This window comes from Micrococcus sp. HMSC067E09, from assembly GCF_001812555.1.
In the GTDB taxonomy this organism is placed as follows: domain Bacteria; phylum Actinomycetota; class Actinomycetes; order Actinomycetales; family Micrococcaceae; genus Micrococcus; species Micrococcus lylae.
On record NZ_KV809409.1, the window covers coordinates 1 to 14,637 of the forward strand.

A 14,637-nucleotide genomic window follows, 5' to 3' on the forward strand; every position below is an offset into this window, starting at 1 on the left:
GGATCCAGGAGCCACGAAGAAGGTAACGGGGGGGGAGGGGCCGTCGTCGGGAAGCGGTCGCCGCCTAGACTGAGGGGCATGTCTGCCCTCCGTGCCGCCGCCGCCCTGGCCGGAGTGCGCCGTCGGCCGCGCATGGTGGCCACGGACCTGGACGGCACGGTGATCGGCTACGCACACACGCGCACCGGGTGGCTCTCCCCGCGGACCATAGGGGCGTTGCAGGCCGCCCACGACGCCGGGATCACCGTGGTGTTCGTGACCGGCCGGCCGCTGCGCTGGCTGGGCCCGCTGCGGGAGCAGCTGGGCACCGTCGGCCCGGTGATCTGCTCCAACGGCGCCGTGGTGGTGGACCCCGCCACGGAGGAGGTGCTGCTCTCCCACGGGATGGAGCGGGCCGCCGTGGTGGAGGCGATGGCGCGGCTGCGGGCCGAGGACGAGTCCGCCAGCTTCGGTGCCGAGACCCTGGAGGGCTTCGTGTGGGAGCCGGCCTTCGGCAAGCGGGCCGAGGGCGTCGCCGGGGCGGCCACCGGGGCGTCCCACCGGCTTGAGCGGCTGCTGGATGAGGATGCCACCGTGGTGAAGCTGATGGCCCGTTCCGCCCGGCACGGCGCGGACGAGCTGCTCCTCCGGGCCCGCGCCCTCGTGGCGGACATCGTCTCCGTGACCCACTCAGCGCCGGACCTGCCGCTGGTGGAGATGGCGCAGCACGGGGTGCACAAGGCCGCCACCCTGGAGGAGTATGCGGAACAGCGGGGGATCGCCGCCGCGGACGTGGTCGCCTTCGGGGACATGCCCAATGACATGGAGATGCTCCAGTGGGCCGGCCTCGGCCTGGCCGTGGCCTCCGGCCATCCTGAGCTGGTGGCCGCCGCGGACGCGGTGGTCGGCACCTGTGACGACGACGGCGTGGCCGAGGCGATCGAGCACCTGCTCACCCTGCCCGAATGAGCGGCGCCCGGCCTCAGTCCAGCGACCGGGACAGGTCCGCCTCCTCGTAGCGGACCATGCGGGACGCCGTACCGGTGACCAGGCGGTGCACCAGCCACAGCCCCAGGAACAGCGGCAGTCCGATGTACGCGGTGGCCGCGGCCAGCAGATCCACGCCGCCGGAGCCGGTGAAGGCCTCCACGTTCTGCCCGAGGATCACCACGGCGCACAGCACCAGGGCGACGATCGGGCCGACCGGGAACAGGGCCGCCCGGTACGGCAGCTCCTTCGGGTCACGGCCCTGCGCCACGAACGCCCTGCGGAAGCGGTAGTGGCTCCACGCGATGCCCATCCACACGATGAACCCGGCCAGGCCGGAGGCGGAGACGAGCCAGACGTAGGCGGCGCCGTCCCCGATCAGGGTGGTCAGGAAGCAGCCGGCGCCCACCACGGTGGTCATGATCAGCGCGTTCATCGGCACGCCGCGGCGGTTCACCTTCGCCAGCACGGCCGGCGCCTTCCCGGAGGCGGCGAGGGCGTAGAGCATGCGGGTGGAGGCATAGAGCCCGGAGTTGCCTGCGGACAGGATGGCGGTGAGGATCACCGCGTTCATCACGGAGGCGGCGGCCAGCACACCGGCGTTCTCGAACACCAGGGTGAACGGGGAGATGGAGATGTCCTCCACCTCGGAGCCCAGCAGGTGGGGGCTGGTGTAGGGGATGAGGAAGCCGACGACCGCGATCGCACCCACGTAGAACAGCAGGATGCGCACGAACACGGTGCGGATGGCGGTCGGCACGGTCTTCTCCGGGTTCTCGGCCTCGCCGGCGGCCACGCCGACCAGCTCGGTGCCCTGGAAGGAGAAGCCGGCCACCAGGAAGATCGCCAGGATGCCGGCCCCGCCGTCCACGAACGGGGCCTCGCCGGTGGTCCAGTTCTCGAAGCCCGGGGAGCCGCCGCCGATGATGCCCAGGATCATCAGCACGCCCAGGACCAGGAACACCACCACGGTGAGCACCTTGATCAGGGAGAACCAGAACTCGGACTCGCCGTAGGCCCGCGTGGACAGGGCGTTCAGCCCGAAGAGCAGGGCCAGGAAGAGCGCGGACCACACCCAGGAGGGCACCTCCGGCAGCCAGTACCGCATCACCAGTGCGGCGGCCACGAGCTCGGCGGCCACGGTGATCGCCCAGTTGTACCAGTAGTTCCAGCCGATGGCGAAGCCGAACGAGGGGCTCACGAAGCGGGTCGCGTACTCCTCGAACGCGCCGGAGACCGGCAGGTAGGTGGCCATCTCGCCGAGGGACTGCATGAGCAGGAACACCATGAACCCGATGACCACGTAGGCCAGCAGCGCACCGCCCGGACCGGCCGTGGCGATCGTGTTGCCGGAGGCCACGAACAGGCCGGTGCCGATCGCACCGCCCATCGCGATCATCGTCAGGTGGCGGGAGGCCAGGGAGCGGCGCAGGCCGTTCTGCTCGGCCCCGCGGCCGGGGTCGGAGGAGGCGGCGGTGGCGGAGCTCGGCGTCGGCTCGGTGGGGGCCACGGCGGGACCTTTCGGGAAGAGGGAACGTTGCCGTCCCGGCCTCCGCGCATGCGCGCTGCGCAGGGGGCGTGGGGACCACACGTCCCGAGCGGGCTCCCTCGGGACGTCGGCCCCCGAGCATAGCCCCGTCCTCTGAACGGGGAGGATTCACCGTGTCATGTCTCACCCGGGCGGCGCCGGCGCGGCGCTCAGAGGAACTCGAACGGGTCGAAGTCCTCGATGTCGATCACGCGCATGCGCGGCAGCGGGGCGTCGAAGGCCTGGACGTCGTGCTCCATGTCCCAGACCTCCACGCCCGGGATCTCCCGCAGCCCGCCGGCGATGAACTCGTTGAAGCCCATGAGGGCCACGCGCCGGTCCTCGTCCTCGGCGAGGGCGGTCATCTGGGGGAGGAAGTCGACGTCGTGGCTGGCCAGGACCACGTCCCCGTCCCGTTCGGTGAGGGCCTCGGCGGTGCGCTGGATGCCGATGTCCACCACCTTGCCGGCGCCGCGCAGCATGACCGGCTGGTACCCCATCGCCAGGAGCGCCTGCACGAAGGCCAGCGGGACCTCCCCGTCGATCGCGAGGAAGAACAGCGCCGTGACCGGCTGCTCCCATTCGTCCTCGATGAACTCGCGCACCCGGTTCCAGCGCGGCCGCTCCTCCGGGTGGGGGCGCCGCTGGAGGATGGAGGTGCCGAGGGTGGCGTCGATGTTCTCGCCGTCGACGAGCAGGTAGGTCTGGCGTTCAGTCACGCCGTCGAGCCTACCGCCGGGTGCGCGGGGCGGGGCAGGGCCCCGGCACCGCTTCCCGACGACGCCCCTCGCCTCCGCCGGCCCGCCCACCGGGCGCGCGGGGCGGGGTCGGGCGTGGCGATGGGGCGTCGGCCGTCCACCGAGGCAGTGGACCGAGGCAGCCCCGCGGGGCGGTGGGGCGCGTCGTAGGCTCGTGCCGTGAGCCTGACCTCCCGCCTGACCTCCGGACTGTCCTCCGCCCGTGACGCCGCCGGGCGGGTCCGCGCGTCGGTGCAGCGCGCCGTCGAGCGTTCCCGCCGCACCCCGCCGCCGTATCTCACGGACTCGCTGCCGGCCCGGAACGGCTGGCCGGTGGGGTTTGCGCACCGCGGCGCGGACGTCCGCCGGGAGAACACGCTGGCCGCCTTCGAGGCCGCCGTAGACGCCGGGTTCGGGCACCTCGAGCTGGACGTGCGCACCACGGCGGACGGCGAGCTCGTCGTGTTCCACGACGACACTCTGGACCGCGTCAGCACGGGCCGCGGCCGGCTGCGCGACCACACGTGGGAGCAGCTGGCGGACGTCACGGTCGGCGGGGAGCCGCTGCTGCGCTTCGCCGAGCTGCTCACGGCGCTGCCCGAGGCACGCCTGAACGTGGACCTCAAGGACCGCGCCTCAGCCCCGGCCCTGGCCCGCATCCTCGCCGAGCACGACGCCTGGGACCGCGTGCTGGTCGCGTCGTTCCACGACTCGCGGCGCCGCCTCTTCCGGCGCGCCCTCGCCGACCTCGGCCACCCCGACCGGGCGTACGGGCCGGAGCAGGTGGCGACGTCGGGCGGGGCGGCCGCCATCGCGGCGCTCGTGCTGCTGGGTCCGCTGGGACTGACCGGCTGGCTGCGCCGGTACGCCCTCGACGTCGACTGCGTGCAGGTGCCCGTCCGGCACGGCCTCGTCCCCGTGGCCACCGCCGACTTCGTGCGCCGCTGCCGTGCGGCGGGCCTGCCGGTGCACGTATGGGTCGTGGACGAGCCCGATCAGATGGAGCGGCTGCTGGAGATGGGCGTGGACGGCATCATGACCGACCGTGCCGACGTGCTCGCCGAGGTCTTCACCCGCCGCGGGATCTGGCCGCAGCGCTGACCCGGCCCCGTACACGACGCGACGACGGCCGCCCGCGGTGGGCGGCCGTCGTCGTGAAGGGGGGCGGGTTTGGGCTCAGAGCATCTTCGGCAGGGCCTTGCGCTTGAACCAGGTGTACGGCGGGTAGGCCACCTTCAAGGTGTCCACCTGGTCGGTCTTCGCCAGGGACGGGCGCATGTGGGAGAACGTCTCGAAGCCGGTCTCCCCGTGGTACGCGCCGATGCCGGAGGCCCCGATCCCGCCGAACGGCAGGGTGGTCAGGCCCGCGTGCAGCAGGGTCACGTCCGTGCACACGGCGCCGGCCTGCACCTGCTCCTCGAACGCCCGGTGGAAGCGCGGACGGTCCGTGAACAGGTAGGCGGCCAGCGGATGCGGGCGCGCGGTGATGAAGTCCAGGGCCTGCTGGAACGTCTCCACCTTCAGGATCGGCAGGACGGGCCCGAAGAGCTCCTCCTGCATCAGCGCGTGGTCGGCGCGGACACCGGTCACCACGGTGGGCGCCATGTAGCGGTGGTGGGCGTCCACCCGGCCGCCGACCAGCAGCTGAGCCCCGTCCTGCAGGTCCGCGGCCAGCATGTCCTGCAGGCGGGCGGCGTGCTCCTCGGAGATGAGCCGGCCGTAGTCGTTGGAGGTGCGCGGGTCCTCGCCGTAGAACTCGCGGATCACCTCCGGCAGGGCCTTCACCAGCTGCTCGTGGGCGGCGTCGCCGACGGCCAGCACGTAGTCCGGGGCCACGCAGGTCTGGCCGGCGTTGGTGAACTTGCCGAACGCGATGCGCCGGGCCATCGCCATGACGTTGCGGGACTCGGTGACCACCACGGGGGACTTGCCGCCGAGCTCCAGGGTGACCGGGGTGAGGGTCTTCGCCGCCGCCTCGTAGACGATGCGGCCGACGCGCTCGCCACCGGTGTAGAGGATGTGGTCGAACGGGTGGGTGAGCAGCTCGGTGTTGCAGTCCTTGCCGCCGGCCACCACGGAGATCAGCGCGGAGTCCAGGTACTTCGGCAGCAGATCGCGCAGCACGGCGGCGGTGGCCGGGGCCTTCTCGGACGGGCTGACGATCACCGTGTTGCCCGCCGCCACAGCGGCCACGAGCGGAGCCAGCGTCAGCTGCACCGGGTAGTTCCAGGCGCCGATGATCAGCACCAGGCCCTTCGGCCGCGCCTGCACCTCGGCGGTCGCCGGCTTCAGGGACAGCGGGGTCCTCACCGGACGCTTGTCCATCCAGTCCGTCAGGTGCAGCAGCGCGTGGTCGATCTCCGCGCGCACCGGCATCAGCTCGGTCAGCAGGCCCTCGGTGGGGGACTTGCCGAGGTCGTGGCCGAGGGCGTCCAGGAAACGCGACTCGTTCTCCTCCAGCATGCGCTTCATGGCGCGCAGCTGGTGCACGCGCATGCGGCGCGGATGGGCGGCACGGGACCTCGCCGCGGCGCGCAGGCGCTCCACGGCGGCGGTCGGGTTCTCCGCCCGCGGGCCGATCGGCATGATCGGCAGCATGGACGTGTCCGCGGGGACGTGGAGGTCGGCGTACTCCTGCTCGTCGGCGTCGTCGAGGGGCTGCTCGTGGAAGGTCATGGCACCACCGTAGTCTGCGCAGGTCTCCGCCGCCTCTGTACTTTCGGCGGGCGCCCGCGGGCGTCGGCCCGGAGCTGTGCGACGACGTCTGGGCCGCCCCGTCCGCCACGGCGCCACGCCTTCCCGTCCCCACGCGAAGGCCCCCCACCCGCGAAGGGTGAGGGCGGAGAGGGCGCCCAGGGAGGCTGTGGCGCGGGAAGGCCCCCCGCGGAGGGTGAGGGCCGTCGTCGGGAACCGGCGGCGCCGGTCAGCCGATGACCGCGTCCACGATCCTCTGGGCCTCCGCCTGCACCTGCGCGAGGTGGTCGGCGCCGAGGAAGGACTCGGCGTAGATCTTGTAGACGTCCTCGGTGCCGGAGGGACGGGCGGCGAACCAGGCGTTCTGGGTGACCACCTTCAGGCCGCCGATGGGCGCGCTGTTGCCCGGGGCGTTGGTGAGCGCGGCGAGGATCGTCTCCCCGGCGAGCTCGGTGACCGTCACGTCCTCCGGGGACAGCTCCTTGAGGCGGGCCTTCTGCTCGGCGGTGGCCGGGGCGTCGATGCGCGCGTAGACCGGGGAACCGTGGAGGGCCTCGAGGTCCCGGTACAGCTCGGAGGGGGAGCGGCCGGTGACCGCGATGATCTCCGCCGCCAGCAGGCACAGCAGCATGCCGTCCTTGTCCGTGGTCCACGGCTCGCCGTCCAGGGTGACGAAGCTGGCGCCGGCGGACTCCTCGCCGCCGAACACGCCGGAGCCGGTGAGCAGGCCGGGGACGAACCACTTGAAGCCGACCGGCACCTCCACCAGTTCGCGGTCGAGGGACTCGGCCACGCGGTCGATCATGGAGGAGGACACCAGGGTCTTGCCCACGCCGGCGGCCTGCGGCCAGTGGCTCCGTTTCCGGTACAGGTAGTCGATGGCCACGGCGAGGAAGTGGTTCGGATTCATCAGCCCGCCGTCCGGGGTGACGATGCCGTGGCGGTCCGCGTCGGCGTCGTTGCCGGTGGCCACGTCGAACGGGGCGTTCCCCTCGGCATCCGGGGTCATCCGCTCGATCAGGGAGGCCATGGCGTTCGGGGAGGAGCAGTCCATGCGGATCTTGCCGTCCCAGTCCAGGGTCATGAAGCCGAACCGCGGGTCCACCTCCGGGTTCACCACGGTCAGCTCCAGGCCGTGGCGGGCGCCGATCTCCGCCCAGTAGTCCACGGAGGCCCCGCCCATGGGGTCCGCGCCGATGCGCACGCCGGCCTCGCGGATGGCGTCCATGTCCAGGACCTTCGGCAGGTCCGAGACGTAGCGGTCCAGGAAGTCGAAGCCGTCCAGCCTCGGGTGGCCCTCGACCTCCTCCGGGGCCAGGCGCCGCACACCGTCCAGGCGTGCGGTCAGCAGCTCGTTGGCGCGGCGGGCGATCCAGCCGGTGGCGTCCGTGTCCGCGGGGCCGCCGTGCGGCGGGTTGTACTTGAGGCCGCCGTCCGACGGCGGGTTGTGGGACGGCGTGATGACGATGCCGTCCGCCAGGCCGGCGTTGTCCCCGTCCGCGGAGAAGCCGGCGGGGGTGAGGTCGCGGCCGGCGTTCAGGTGCAGGATCGCGTGGGACACCGCCGGGGTGGGGGTGTAGCCGCCGCGGGAGTCCACCATCACGGGCACGTCGTTGGCGAGCAGGACCTGCACGCAGGTGTCCTGGGCCGGGGCGGACAGCGCGTGGGTGTCCTTGCCGACCAGCACGGGGCCGGTGATGCCCTGCGTGGCGCGGTACTCCACGATCGCCTGGGTGATCGCCGCGATGTGCGCGTCGTTGAAGCTGGTCTTGAGCGAGCTGCCGCGGTGGCCGGAGGTGCCGAACACCACCTTCTGCGCGGGGTCCGACGGGTCCGGGACGCGGTCGGTGTACGCGGCGAGCAGGGCGTCGACGTCGATGAGGTCTTCCGGCAGGGCGGGCGTGCCGGGGCGTTGGGCGGCAGGGACGGCGGGCGTGTGCATGGTCTCGCTCATGCCCCTACTCTTCCACTCCCGCATGATCGCGGGAAGACCGGGGGGTTCCGCGGTGGTGCGGGAGTGTGGGGTGTGGGGCGGGGTGGGGTGAGGTGCGGGGGGATGAGGGGCGGGGCGGGATCGTCTGTGTGCCACGGGTCGGAATCGGCGCCGTGGGGGCCGGAGTTCCGACGCTGCGGATACAGAAGGTCGGTCACCTCCGGCATCGGGGACGCCACGGGACAGTGGACGCCTTGGGACGGTGGACGCCATGTCGCCTTGGCATCGCCGGTCACCTCCGGCAGTCGGCGCGTCACCCACGACGACGGCCACGCACCCCCGGTGCGTGGCGCACCGGGGCGGGTGTCGTCGTCGGGAATCCGCCGGACCTGGCGGAGAGAGCGGGTCGGCGTCCCCGCCAGACCAGGCGGAACGAGCGGGGACGGCACCGTCCCCGCCGGACCCGGCGGAACGAACGGGGGCCGGCACCGTCCCCGCCAGACCCGGCGGAAAGAACGAGGGCGGGGTCCGACCGGAACGCGCAGCGAACTCCGGTCGAACCCCGCCCCCGAACCCCTTCAGGGAGGGGTCAGCGGATCAGCCGGTCACTTCCGGTTCTTCCGCTGCACGTCGTAGCGGTCGGCGTCCATGATCTTGGTCCACGCCTTGACGAAGTCCTTGACGAACTTCTCCTTGGCGTCGTCTGCGGCGTACACCTCGGACACGGTGCGCAGCTCGGAGTTCGAGCCGAAGACCAGGTCGTTGCGGGTGCCGAAGAGCTCCTTGCCGTCGGCGGTGACGCCCTTGTAGTGGCCCTCGGACACCTTCTCCCACTGGGTGTCGATGTCCGTGACGGCCTGCAGGAAGTCGTTGGACAGCACGCCCACGTTCTCGGTCCACACGCCGTCCTTCGAGTCCCCGTAGTTGGCGCCGAGCACGCGCAGGCCGGCCACCAGCACGGTCATCTCCGGGGCGGAGAGTCCGAGCAGGTTGGCGCGGTCCACGAGGGCGAACTCGGCCGGGAACTCCTTGTTGGAGCGCGGGTCGTAGTTGCGGAAGCCGTCCACCTTCGGCTCGAGGTAGCCGAAGGACTCCACGTCGGTCTGCTCCTGCGAGGAGTCGCCGCGGCCCGGGGTGAAGGGCACCTGGACGGGCACGCCGCCGTCGGCGGCGGCCTTCTCGATCGCCCAGTTGCCGGCCAGGACCAGGGTGTCCGCGAAGGACACGCCCTGCTCGGCGGCGATCTTCTCCAGGGCCTCGATGACCGGGCCGGTGACGGCCGGCTCGTTGACCTCCCAGGAGCGCTGCGGCTCGAGGCGGATGCGGCCGCCGTTGGCGCCGCCGCGGAAGTCGGAGCCGCGGTAGGTGGAGGCGGCGGCCCAGACGGTCTTCACCACGGCCGGGACGGAGAGGCCAGCAGCGGCCACGGCGTCCTTGACCGCCTTGACCTCCGCGTCGCCGGGCACGGAGGCCGGGGCCGGGATCGGATCCATCCAGACGAGCTCCTCGGTGGGCACCTCGGGGCCGTAGTGGCGGGAGATCGGGCCCATGTCACGGTGGGTCAGCTTGAACCAGGCGCGGGAGTAGGCGTCGTGGAAGGCCTCGAAGTCGTCCTTGAAGCGACGGGCGATCTTGTCGTACTCGGGGTCGAAGCGCAGGGCGAGGTCCGAGGTCAGCATGCGCGGCTCGCGGCGGCCGCTGCCGTCCGCCTCGGGCACCATGTCCGAGCCGCCGCCGTTGACCGGGCGCCACTGGTTGGCACCGGCCGGGGACTGGAACAGCTCCCACTCGTAGGCGTAGAGGATGTGGAAGAACTCGTTGTCCCAGCGGGTCGGGTGGTAGGTCCAGGTGACCTCGAGGCCGGAGCCGATGGTGTCGATGCCCTTGCCGGACTTGTAGGAGGACTTCCAGCCCAGGCCCATCTGCTCCATCGGGGCGCCCTCGGGCTCCGGGCCGACGTGCTCCGGGACGGTGCCGGCGCCGTGGGTCTTGCCGAAGGTGTGGCCGCCGCCGATGAGGGCGACGGTCTCCTCGTCGTTCATGCCCATGCGCTTGAAGGTCTCGCGGATGTCGCGGGCGGACTTGACCGGGTCCGGCTCGCCCTCCGGGCCCTCCGGGTTCACGTAGATCAGGCCCATCTCCACGGCGGCGAGGGGGTTGTCCAGCTCGCGGTCGCCCCTGTAGCGCTCGGCGCCGCCGTTGGTCCACTCGGTCTCCGGGCCCCAGTACACGTCGTCCTCGGGCTCGTAGGCGTCGATGCGGCCGCCGGAGAAGCCGTAGGTCGGCATGCCCATGATCTCGTGGGCGACGTTGCCGGTGAGGATCATCAGGTCCGCCCAGGAGAGGTTCTGGCCGTACTTCTTCTTGACCGGCCACAGCAGGCGGCGGGCCTTGTCCAGGGAGACGTTGTCCGGCCAGGAGTTCAGGGGGGCGAACCGCTGCTGGCCGGTGCCGCCGCCGCCGCGGCCGTCCTGGGAGCGGTAGGTGCCGGCGGCGTGCCAGGCCATGCGGATCATGAACGGGCCGTAGTTGCCGAAGTCGGCAGGCCACCAGTCCTTGGAGGTGGTGAGCACCTCGGCGATGTCCTTCTTCACCTCGGCCAGGTCGAGGGTCTCGAAGGCGGCCGGGTAGTCGAAGTCCGGGTCATGCGGGTTGATGACCGGCTGCTCCTTGGCGAGGATCTTCAGGTTCAGACGGTTCTTCCACCACTGCTGGTTCGCGTCGCCGGAGGCGGGATGCGGCAGGGAGGCGCCGTGGGCGACCGGGCAGCCGCCCTGGGTCGCGTCCTCGCTCACCTGGCCGAGGGTGGTGGTCTCGTCATGCTGGGAGGCCATGATCGTCCTTTCGTCAGAGGGTGGAGTGGGGGAGGGTGGTGTCCTCGGCCGCACAGGCGGGGCAGCGGCCCCAGTAGTAGACCTCGGCCTCGTCGATCGCGAAGCCGTGGTCCTCGGGCGCGCTCAGGCACGGCGCGGATCCGGTGTGGCAGGGGACGTCCACGAGGGCGCCGCAGCCGCGGCACACCAGGTGGTGGTGGTTGTCATGAGCGTCGAGCTCATAGCGTGCGGTGGAGCCCGCCGGCTGCAGGGACCGCACGAGCCGCGCCTCGGTCAGGGTGTGCAGGGAGTCGTACACGGCCTGGTGGGAGACGGTGGGCTGGCCCTCGCGGACGGCGGTGAGCACGTCGGCGGCATCCGCGTGCGGGTGCTCGCGCAGTGCGGCGAGCACACCGAGGCGGGGGCGCGTGACGCGCAGGCCGGCCGCGCGCAGCAGGGCTGCGTCGTCCGAGGCCTCCTTCAGTGCTGTGCTCATGGTCACCACCCAACCGCCTTTTCTTGAGTCAGTCAAGAAAACGTCGGGTCCGTGTCCGGTGGCCGGACGGTGACGCCGGGGCGTCCGCCCGGTGCCCCGCCCCCGTTTCCCGACGACGGCCCCTCGCCGCGGCCGTCCGCCGCGCGCGGGCCGTTCCCTCTGGTCAGCCCAGGGCCCTACAGTCGCAGTCTCGGGCCGTGCACCTGCGGCCCCCGACGTCGTCTCCAGGAGGCTCGCCATGCCCGTGCACCGGGTCCGTTTCGCATCCGTCCGCTCACAGCGTGATCCGTCCGCGCCCGCCCCGTCCGTCGACGCCCGCGAGGCCGCTGAGGAGCGGCTGCTGGAGGCGCTCGCCGAGGCCGCCGGTGCGGACGAGCCTGTGACCGCGTTGGCCGCCATCCTCGAGGACGCGGACCCGGCGGAGCTGCCGCTGACCGGAGCCGGGCGCACCCGAGCCCAGTGGGAGATCCTCGCGACCCTCGGTGCCCGCAGCCTGGCGGCCGCCCGGGTGTTGGAGCCGCACCTGGACGCCCTCTCGATCCTGGCGCAGGCCGACGTGCCGGCCCCGTCGGGCCTGCTGGGCGTGTATGCGTCCGAGTCCGGCGGCGTGACCCTCACCGCCACCCGGCTCACCAAGCACGACGACGGCTCGGACACCTGGCGCCTGGACGGCACGAAGCCGTGGTGCTCGCTGGCGGCGGACTGCACCTCCGCCGTGGTGACCGCCCGGCGGCAGGACGACGGACGTCCGCAGGCGTTCCTGGTGGACCTGCGCCACCCCGGTGTGGACGTGGGGGAGCCGGCCTGGCCGGCCCTGGGCCTGCGGGCCGTGACCACCGGTCCAGTGGCCTTCGATGCCGTCCCGGCCGTGGAGGTCGGGGGTCCCGAGTGGTATCTGCAGCGCCCCGGCTTCGCCTGGGGCGGCATCGGGGTGGCGGCCTGCTGGTTCGGCGGCGCCGTGCATGCGGCACGCACCCTGCGTGCCCAGCTGCACCGCCGGCAGGCGCGAGCGGACGAGGGCCGCGGCACGGGACCGGACCAGATCGGGCAGGCCGCGTACGGCCGGGTGGACCGGCTGCTGCGCGCAGCCGCCGTGGTGCTGGGCGCCGCCGCGGACGCCGTGGATGCCGGGGAGCTGGACCACGCCTGCGGCATGGTGGAGGCGGACCGCGTCCGCGGGACCGTGGCGCAGGTCTGCACCGAGGTCCTGCAGACGGTGGGCGAGGCCACCGGTCCGGGGCCACTGACCCAGGACGCCGGGCACGCCCAGATGGTGGCGGACCTTCAGGTCTACCTGCGCCAGCACCACGGAGACCGGGACGACGCCCGCCTCGGCGCCGCCCTGCTCGAGGACGAGCACACCGGAGCCGAGGCGTGGTGGTGAGCTTCTCGCATCTGGACGACGGCACCGCCGAGTCCGCGTGGGAGGAGGCCGGGATCGCCGACCTGCCACTGCTGCGTCTGCCCCCGCTCGACCGCACCTGGCTCGTGGTGGTGGCGGTCGCCCATCCGGACGACGAGACCCTCGGCGCCACGGGATTGATCCGCACTTCCCTGCGCGCCGGTGCACGGGTGGAGCTGGTGGTGGCCACCGCCGGCGAGGCCTCCCATCCGGACTCGCCCACGCACATCCCGGAGCGGCTGCGCGCCCTGCGCGGTCCGGAGCTCGAGCACGCCGCCGACGCCTTGGGCGGGGACGCCCGGGACCGGCTCCGCGTCCGTCGCCTGGACCTGCCGGACTCGCAGGTGGCAGCCCATGAGGCAGAGCTCCGAGGCGCCGTGGCGGACCTGGTCGCGGCGCATCGGCCCGGCCCGGTCCTGCTCGTGGCCCATGACCGCACGGACGGCCACGCGGACCACGACGCCGTCGGCCGGGCCGTCGGGGCGCTCGCCGCGCAGGAGCATCTGCCGCTGTGCGAGTTCCCGCTGTGGTTCTGGCACTGGGGAGCGCCGGAGGCCCTGCCCTCCCGCCGCTACCGCCGCCTGCCCCTGAGCGACCAGGACCGGCGGGCCCGCCGGGACGCCCTGGCCGCGCACGCCTCCCAGGTGGCACCGCTCTCGGACGCCCCTGGCGACGAGGCGATCCTGTCCCCGCAGATGCTCACGCACTTCGACCGCGCATTCGACTGCGCCCGCTATTCCGGCCCGGACGAGCACGACGCCTACCGCGCCGAGGCCGTGTTCGACCGCCTCTACGCCGGCGCCGAGGACCCGTGGCGCTACCTCTCCAGCCCCTATGAGCGGCGCAAGCGGGCGCTCACCCTTGCCCTGCTGACGCGCCCCCGGTATGGGCGGGTCATGGAAGCCGGCGCCTCGATCGGTGTGCTCACCGCCGAGCTCGCCGACCGGGCGGACGAGGTCGTGGGGCTGGAAGCCTCCCCACTGGCCGTCGAGCGGGCGCAGGCCCGGCTCGACGGACTGCCGCACGCGGAGGTCCGTCGGGCGGTGCTGCCGGAGCAGTGGCCGCAGGAGCCCGCACCGCTCGACCTCGCCGTGGTCTCCGAGATCGGCTACTTCCTGCAGCCGGAGGAGCTCGACGAGCTCGTCGACTGCATCGACCGGGACATGGCACTGGATGGCGAGGTGCTGGCCTGCCACTGGCGTCAGCCCGTGCAGGGCTGGCCCCTGGACGGTGACGACGTCCACGCCCGTCTCGCTGCGGACCCCCGCTGGCGGATGGTCGCCGAGCACCTCGAGGCGGACGTCCGCCTGGCCCTGCTGGCCCGCGCCCACACGGCTGACCATGCCGTCGTGGTGGTCCCCGCGAAGGACGAGGAGGCGGACCTGCCGGACTGCCTGGAGGCCCTCACCGCCACGGTGGACCGCTGGGAGGAGCAGCACGCGCAGGGGTCCGCGGCCGTCGTCGTGGTGGCGGACCGGTGTACGGATCGGACGGTGGAGATCGCCCGCGCGAAGGCGCAGGAGGACCCCCGGTTCCATGTTCTCGAGCTGGGCGCGGACACCCCGGGGCGGCCGAGCGTGGGCCGTGCCCGTGATGTGGGTGCCCGGCACGGCCGCAGCCTGTTCCCGGACGTGCCGGGCGAGCGGCTGTGGGTCGCATCCACGGACGCGGACACCCGCGTGCCCCCCGGCTGGCTCACGGGGCTGGCCGTGCTCGGCACCGGCGTGGACGTGGAGGATCCGCGCGGGGCCCTCGTGCTGGGCACCGTGGACCTCGCCGGCGCCGACCCCGCGCTGCGGCAGGCCTGGGCCGCCGAGTACGAGCACCGCGAGGGACACGGCCACGTGCACGGGGCCAACATGGGCCTGACCTGGGCGCAGTACGAGGCGCTCGGCGGTGTATCGCACTGCGCTGAGCACGAGGACGTCCGCCTGGCCGAGGCCGCGCGGGCGCACGGCGTGCCGGTGGTGGCGACGGACCGGGTACGGGTGGCGACGTCCGCGCGCCTGGACGGGCGCTCGCCCGGCGGGTTCGCCGGCTACCTCGCCGCCCTGCCCGTGGACTGAGC

The 14,637-nt window shown here is 72.9% G+C and carries 10 protein-coding genes; 4 read left to right on the forward strand and 6 right to left on the reverse strand.

The window, feature by feature from the left end; genetic code table 11:
- Positions 1–78: 78 nt before the first annotated feature.
- Entirely contained in the window at positions 79–948 is an 870-nt protein-coding gene (locus HMPREF2863_RS01095; RefSeq protein ID WP_070637351.1) for a Cof-type HAD-IIB family hydrolase, read from the forward strand.
- Positions 949–961: 13 nt separating this feature from the next.
- On the opposite strand, the gene HMPREF2863_RS01100 is transcribed toward HMPREF2863_RS01095, so the two are convergent.
- Positions 962–2,365: an amino acid permease gene (locus tag HMPREF2863_RS01100; RefSeq protein WP_141756338.1), complete on the reverse strand. Its 1,404-nt coding sequence runs from the start codon at positions 2,363–2,365 to the stop codon at positions 962–964.
- Positions 2,366–2,664: 299 nt separating this feature from the next.
- Positions 2,665–3,213, reverse strand: a complete 549-nt coding sequence (locus HMPREF2863_RS01105) for an NYN domain-containing protein (RefSeq protein ID WP_070637356.1) — start codon at positions 3,211–3,213, stop codon at positions 2,665–2,667.
- Between the two features lie 270 nt (positions 3,214–3,483).
- Between HMPREF2863_RS01105 and HMPREF2863_RS01110 the strand changes: the two genes are divergently transcribed.
- On the forward strand, positions 3,484–4,332 hold the full coding sequence (locus tag HMPREF2863_RS01110; protein WP_067191467.1) for a glycerophosphodiester phosphodiesterase family protein: 849 nt from the start codon (positions 3,484–3,486) through the stop codon (positions 4,330–4,332).
- A gap of 75 nt (positions 4,333–4,407) precedes the next feature.
- Here the strand turns inward: HMPREF2863_RS01110 and HMPREF2863_RS01115 are convergent, their stop codons facing one another.
- The 4 genes from HMPREF2863_RS01115 to HMPREF2863_RS01130 form a co-directional block, all read right to left on the reverse strand.
- Positions 4,408–5,907: an aldehyde dehydrogenase family protein gene (locus tag HMPREF2863_RS01115; RefSeq protein WP_067191457.1), complete on the reverse strand. Its 1,500-nt coding sequence runs from the start codon at positions 5,905–5,907 to the stop codon at positions 4,408–4,410.
- 247 nt (positions 5,908–6,154) lie between these two features.
- Positions 6,155–7,879 (reverse strand): phosphoglucomutase (alpha-D-glucose-1,6-bisphosphate-dependent), encoded by a 1,725-nt coding sequence (gene pgm / locus HMPREF2863_RS01120; RefSeq protein WP_070637358.1) that lies wholly within the window; start codon positions 7,877–7,879, stop codon positions 6,155–6,157.
- 584 nt (positions 7,880–8,463) lie between these two features.
- Positions 8,464–10,692 carry a catalase/peroxidase HPI gene (gene katG / locus HMPREF2863_RS01125; protein ID WP_070637360.1) on the reverse strand — a complete coding sequence of 743 codons (2,229 nt, stop codon included), beginning with the start codon at positions 10,690–10,692 and terminating at the stop codon, positions 8,464–8,466.
- A 13-nt stretch (positions 10,693–10,705) separates the two neighbouring features.
- Entirely contained in the window at positions 10,706–11,167 is a 462-nt protein-coding gene (locus HMPREF2863_RS01130; RefSeq protein WP_067191714.1) for a Fur family transcriptional regulator, read from the reverse strand.
- A gap of 238 nt (positions 11,168–11,405) precedes the next feature.
- On the opposite strand from HMPREF2863_RS01130, the gene HMPREF2863_RS01135 reads away from it, so the two are divergent.
- On the forward strand, positions 11,406–12,551 hold the full coding sequence (locus HMPREF2863_RS01135) for an acyl-CoA dehydrogenase family protein (RefSeq protein WP_070637365.1): 1,146 nt from the start codon (positions 11,406–11,408) through the stop codon (positions 12,549–12,551).
- Positions 12,548–14,635 carry a PIG-L family deacetylase gene (locus HMPREF2863_RS01140; RefSeq protein ID WP_070637439.1) on the forward strand — a complete coding sequence of 696 codons (2,088 nt, stop codon included), beginning with the start codon at positions 12,548–12,550 and terminating at the stop codon, positions 14,633–14,635. The genes HMPREF2863_RS01135 and HMPREF2863_RS01140 overlap by 4 nt, the downstream gene beginning before the upstream one ends.
- Positions 14,636–14,637 lie beyond the last annotated feature (2 nt).

Coding starts and splice junctions, on each gene's coding strand:
- HMPREF2863_RS01095 (WP_070637351.1), top strand. CDS start 79: ATGTCTGCCCTCCGTGCCGCCGCCGCCCTGGCCGGAGTGCGCCGTCGG.
- HMPREF2863_RS01135 (WP_070637365.1), top strand. CDS start 11,406: ATGCCCGTGCACCGGGTCCGTTTCGCATCCGTCCGCTCACAGCGTGAT.
- HMPREF2863_RS01115 (WP_067191457.1), bottom strand. CDS start 5,907: ATGACCTTCCACGAGCAGCCCCTCGACGACGCCGACGAGCAGGAGTAC.
- pgm (WP_070637358.1), bottom strand. CDS start 7,879: ATGAGCGAGACCATGCACACGCCCGCCGTCCCTGCCGCCCAACGCCCC.
- katG (WP_070637360.1), bottom strand. CDS start 10,692: ATGGCCTCCCAGCATGACGAGACCACCACCCTCGGCCAGGTGAGCGAG.
- HMPREF2863_RS01130 (WP_067191714.1), bottom strand. CDS start 11,167: ATGAGCACAGCACTGAAGGAGGCCTCGGACGACGCAGCCCTGCTGCGC.
- HMPREF2863_RS01100 (WP_141756338.1), bottom strand. CDS start 2,365: ATGATCGCGATGGGCGGTGCGATCGGCACCGGCCTGTTCGTGGCCTCC.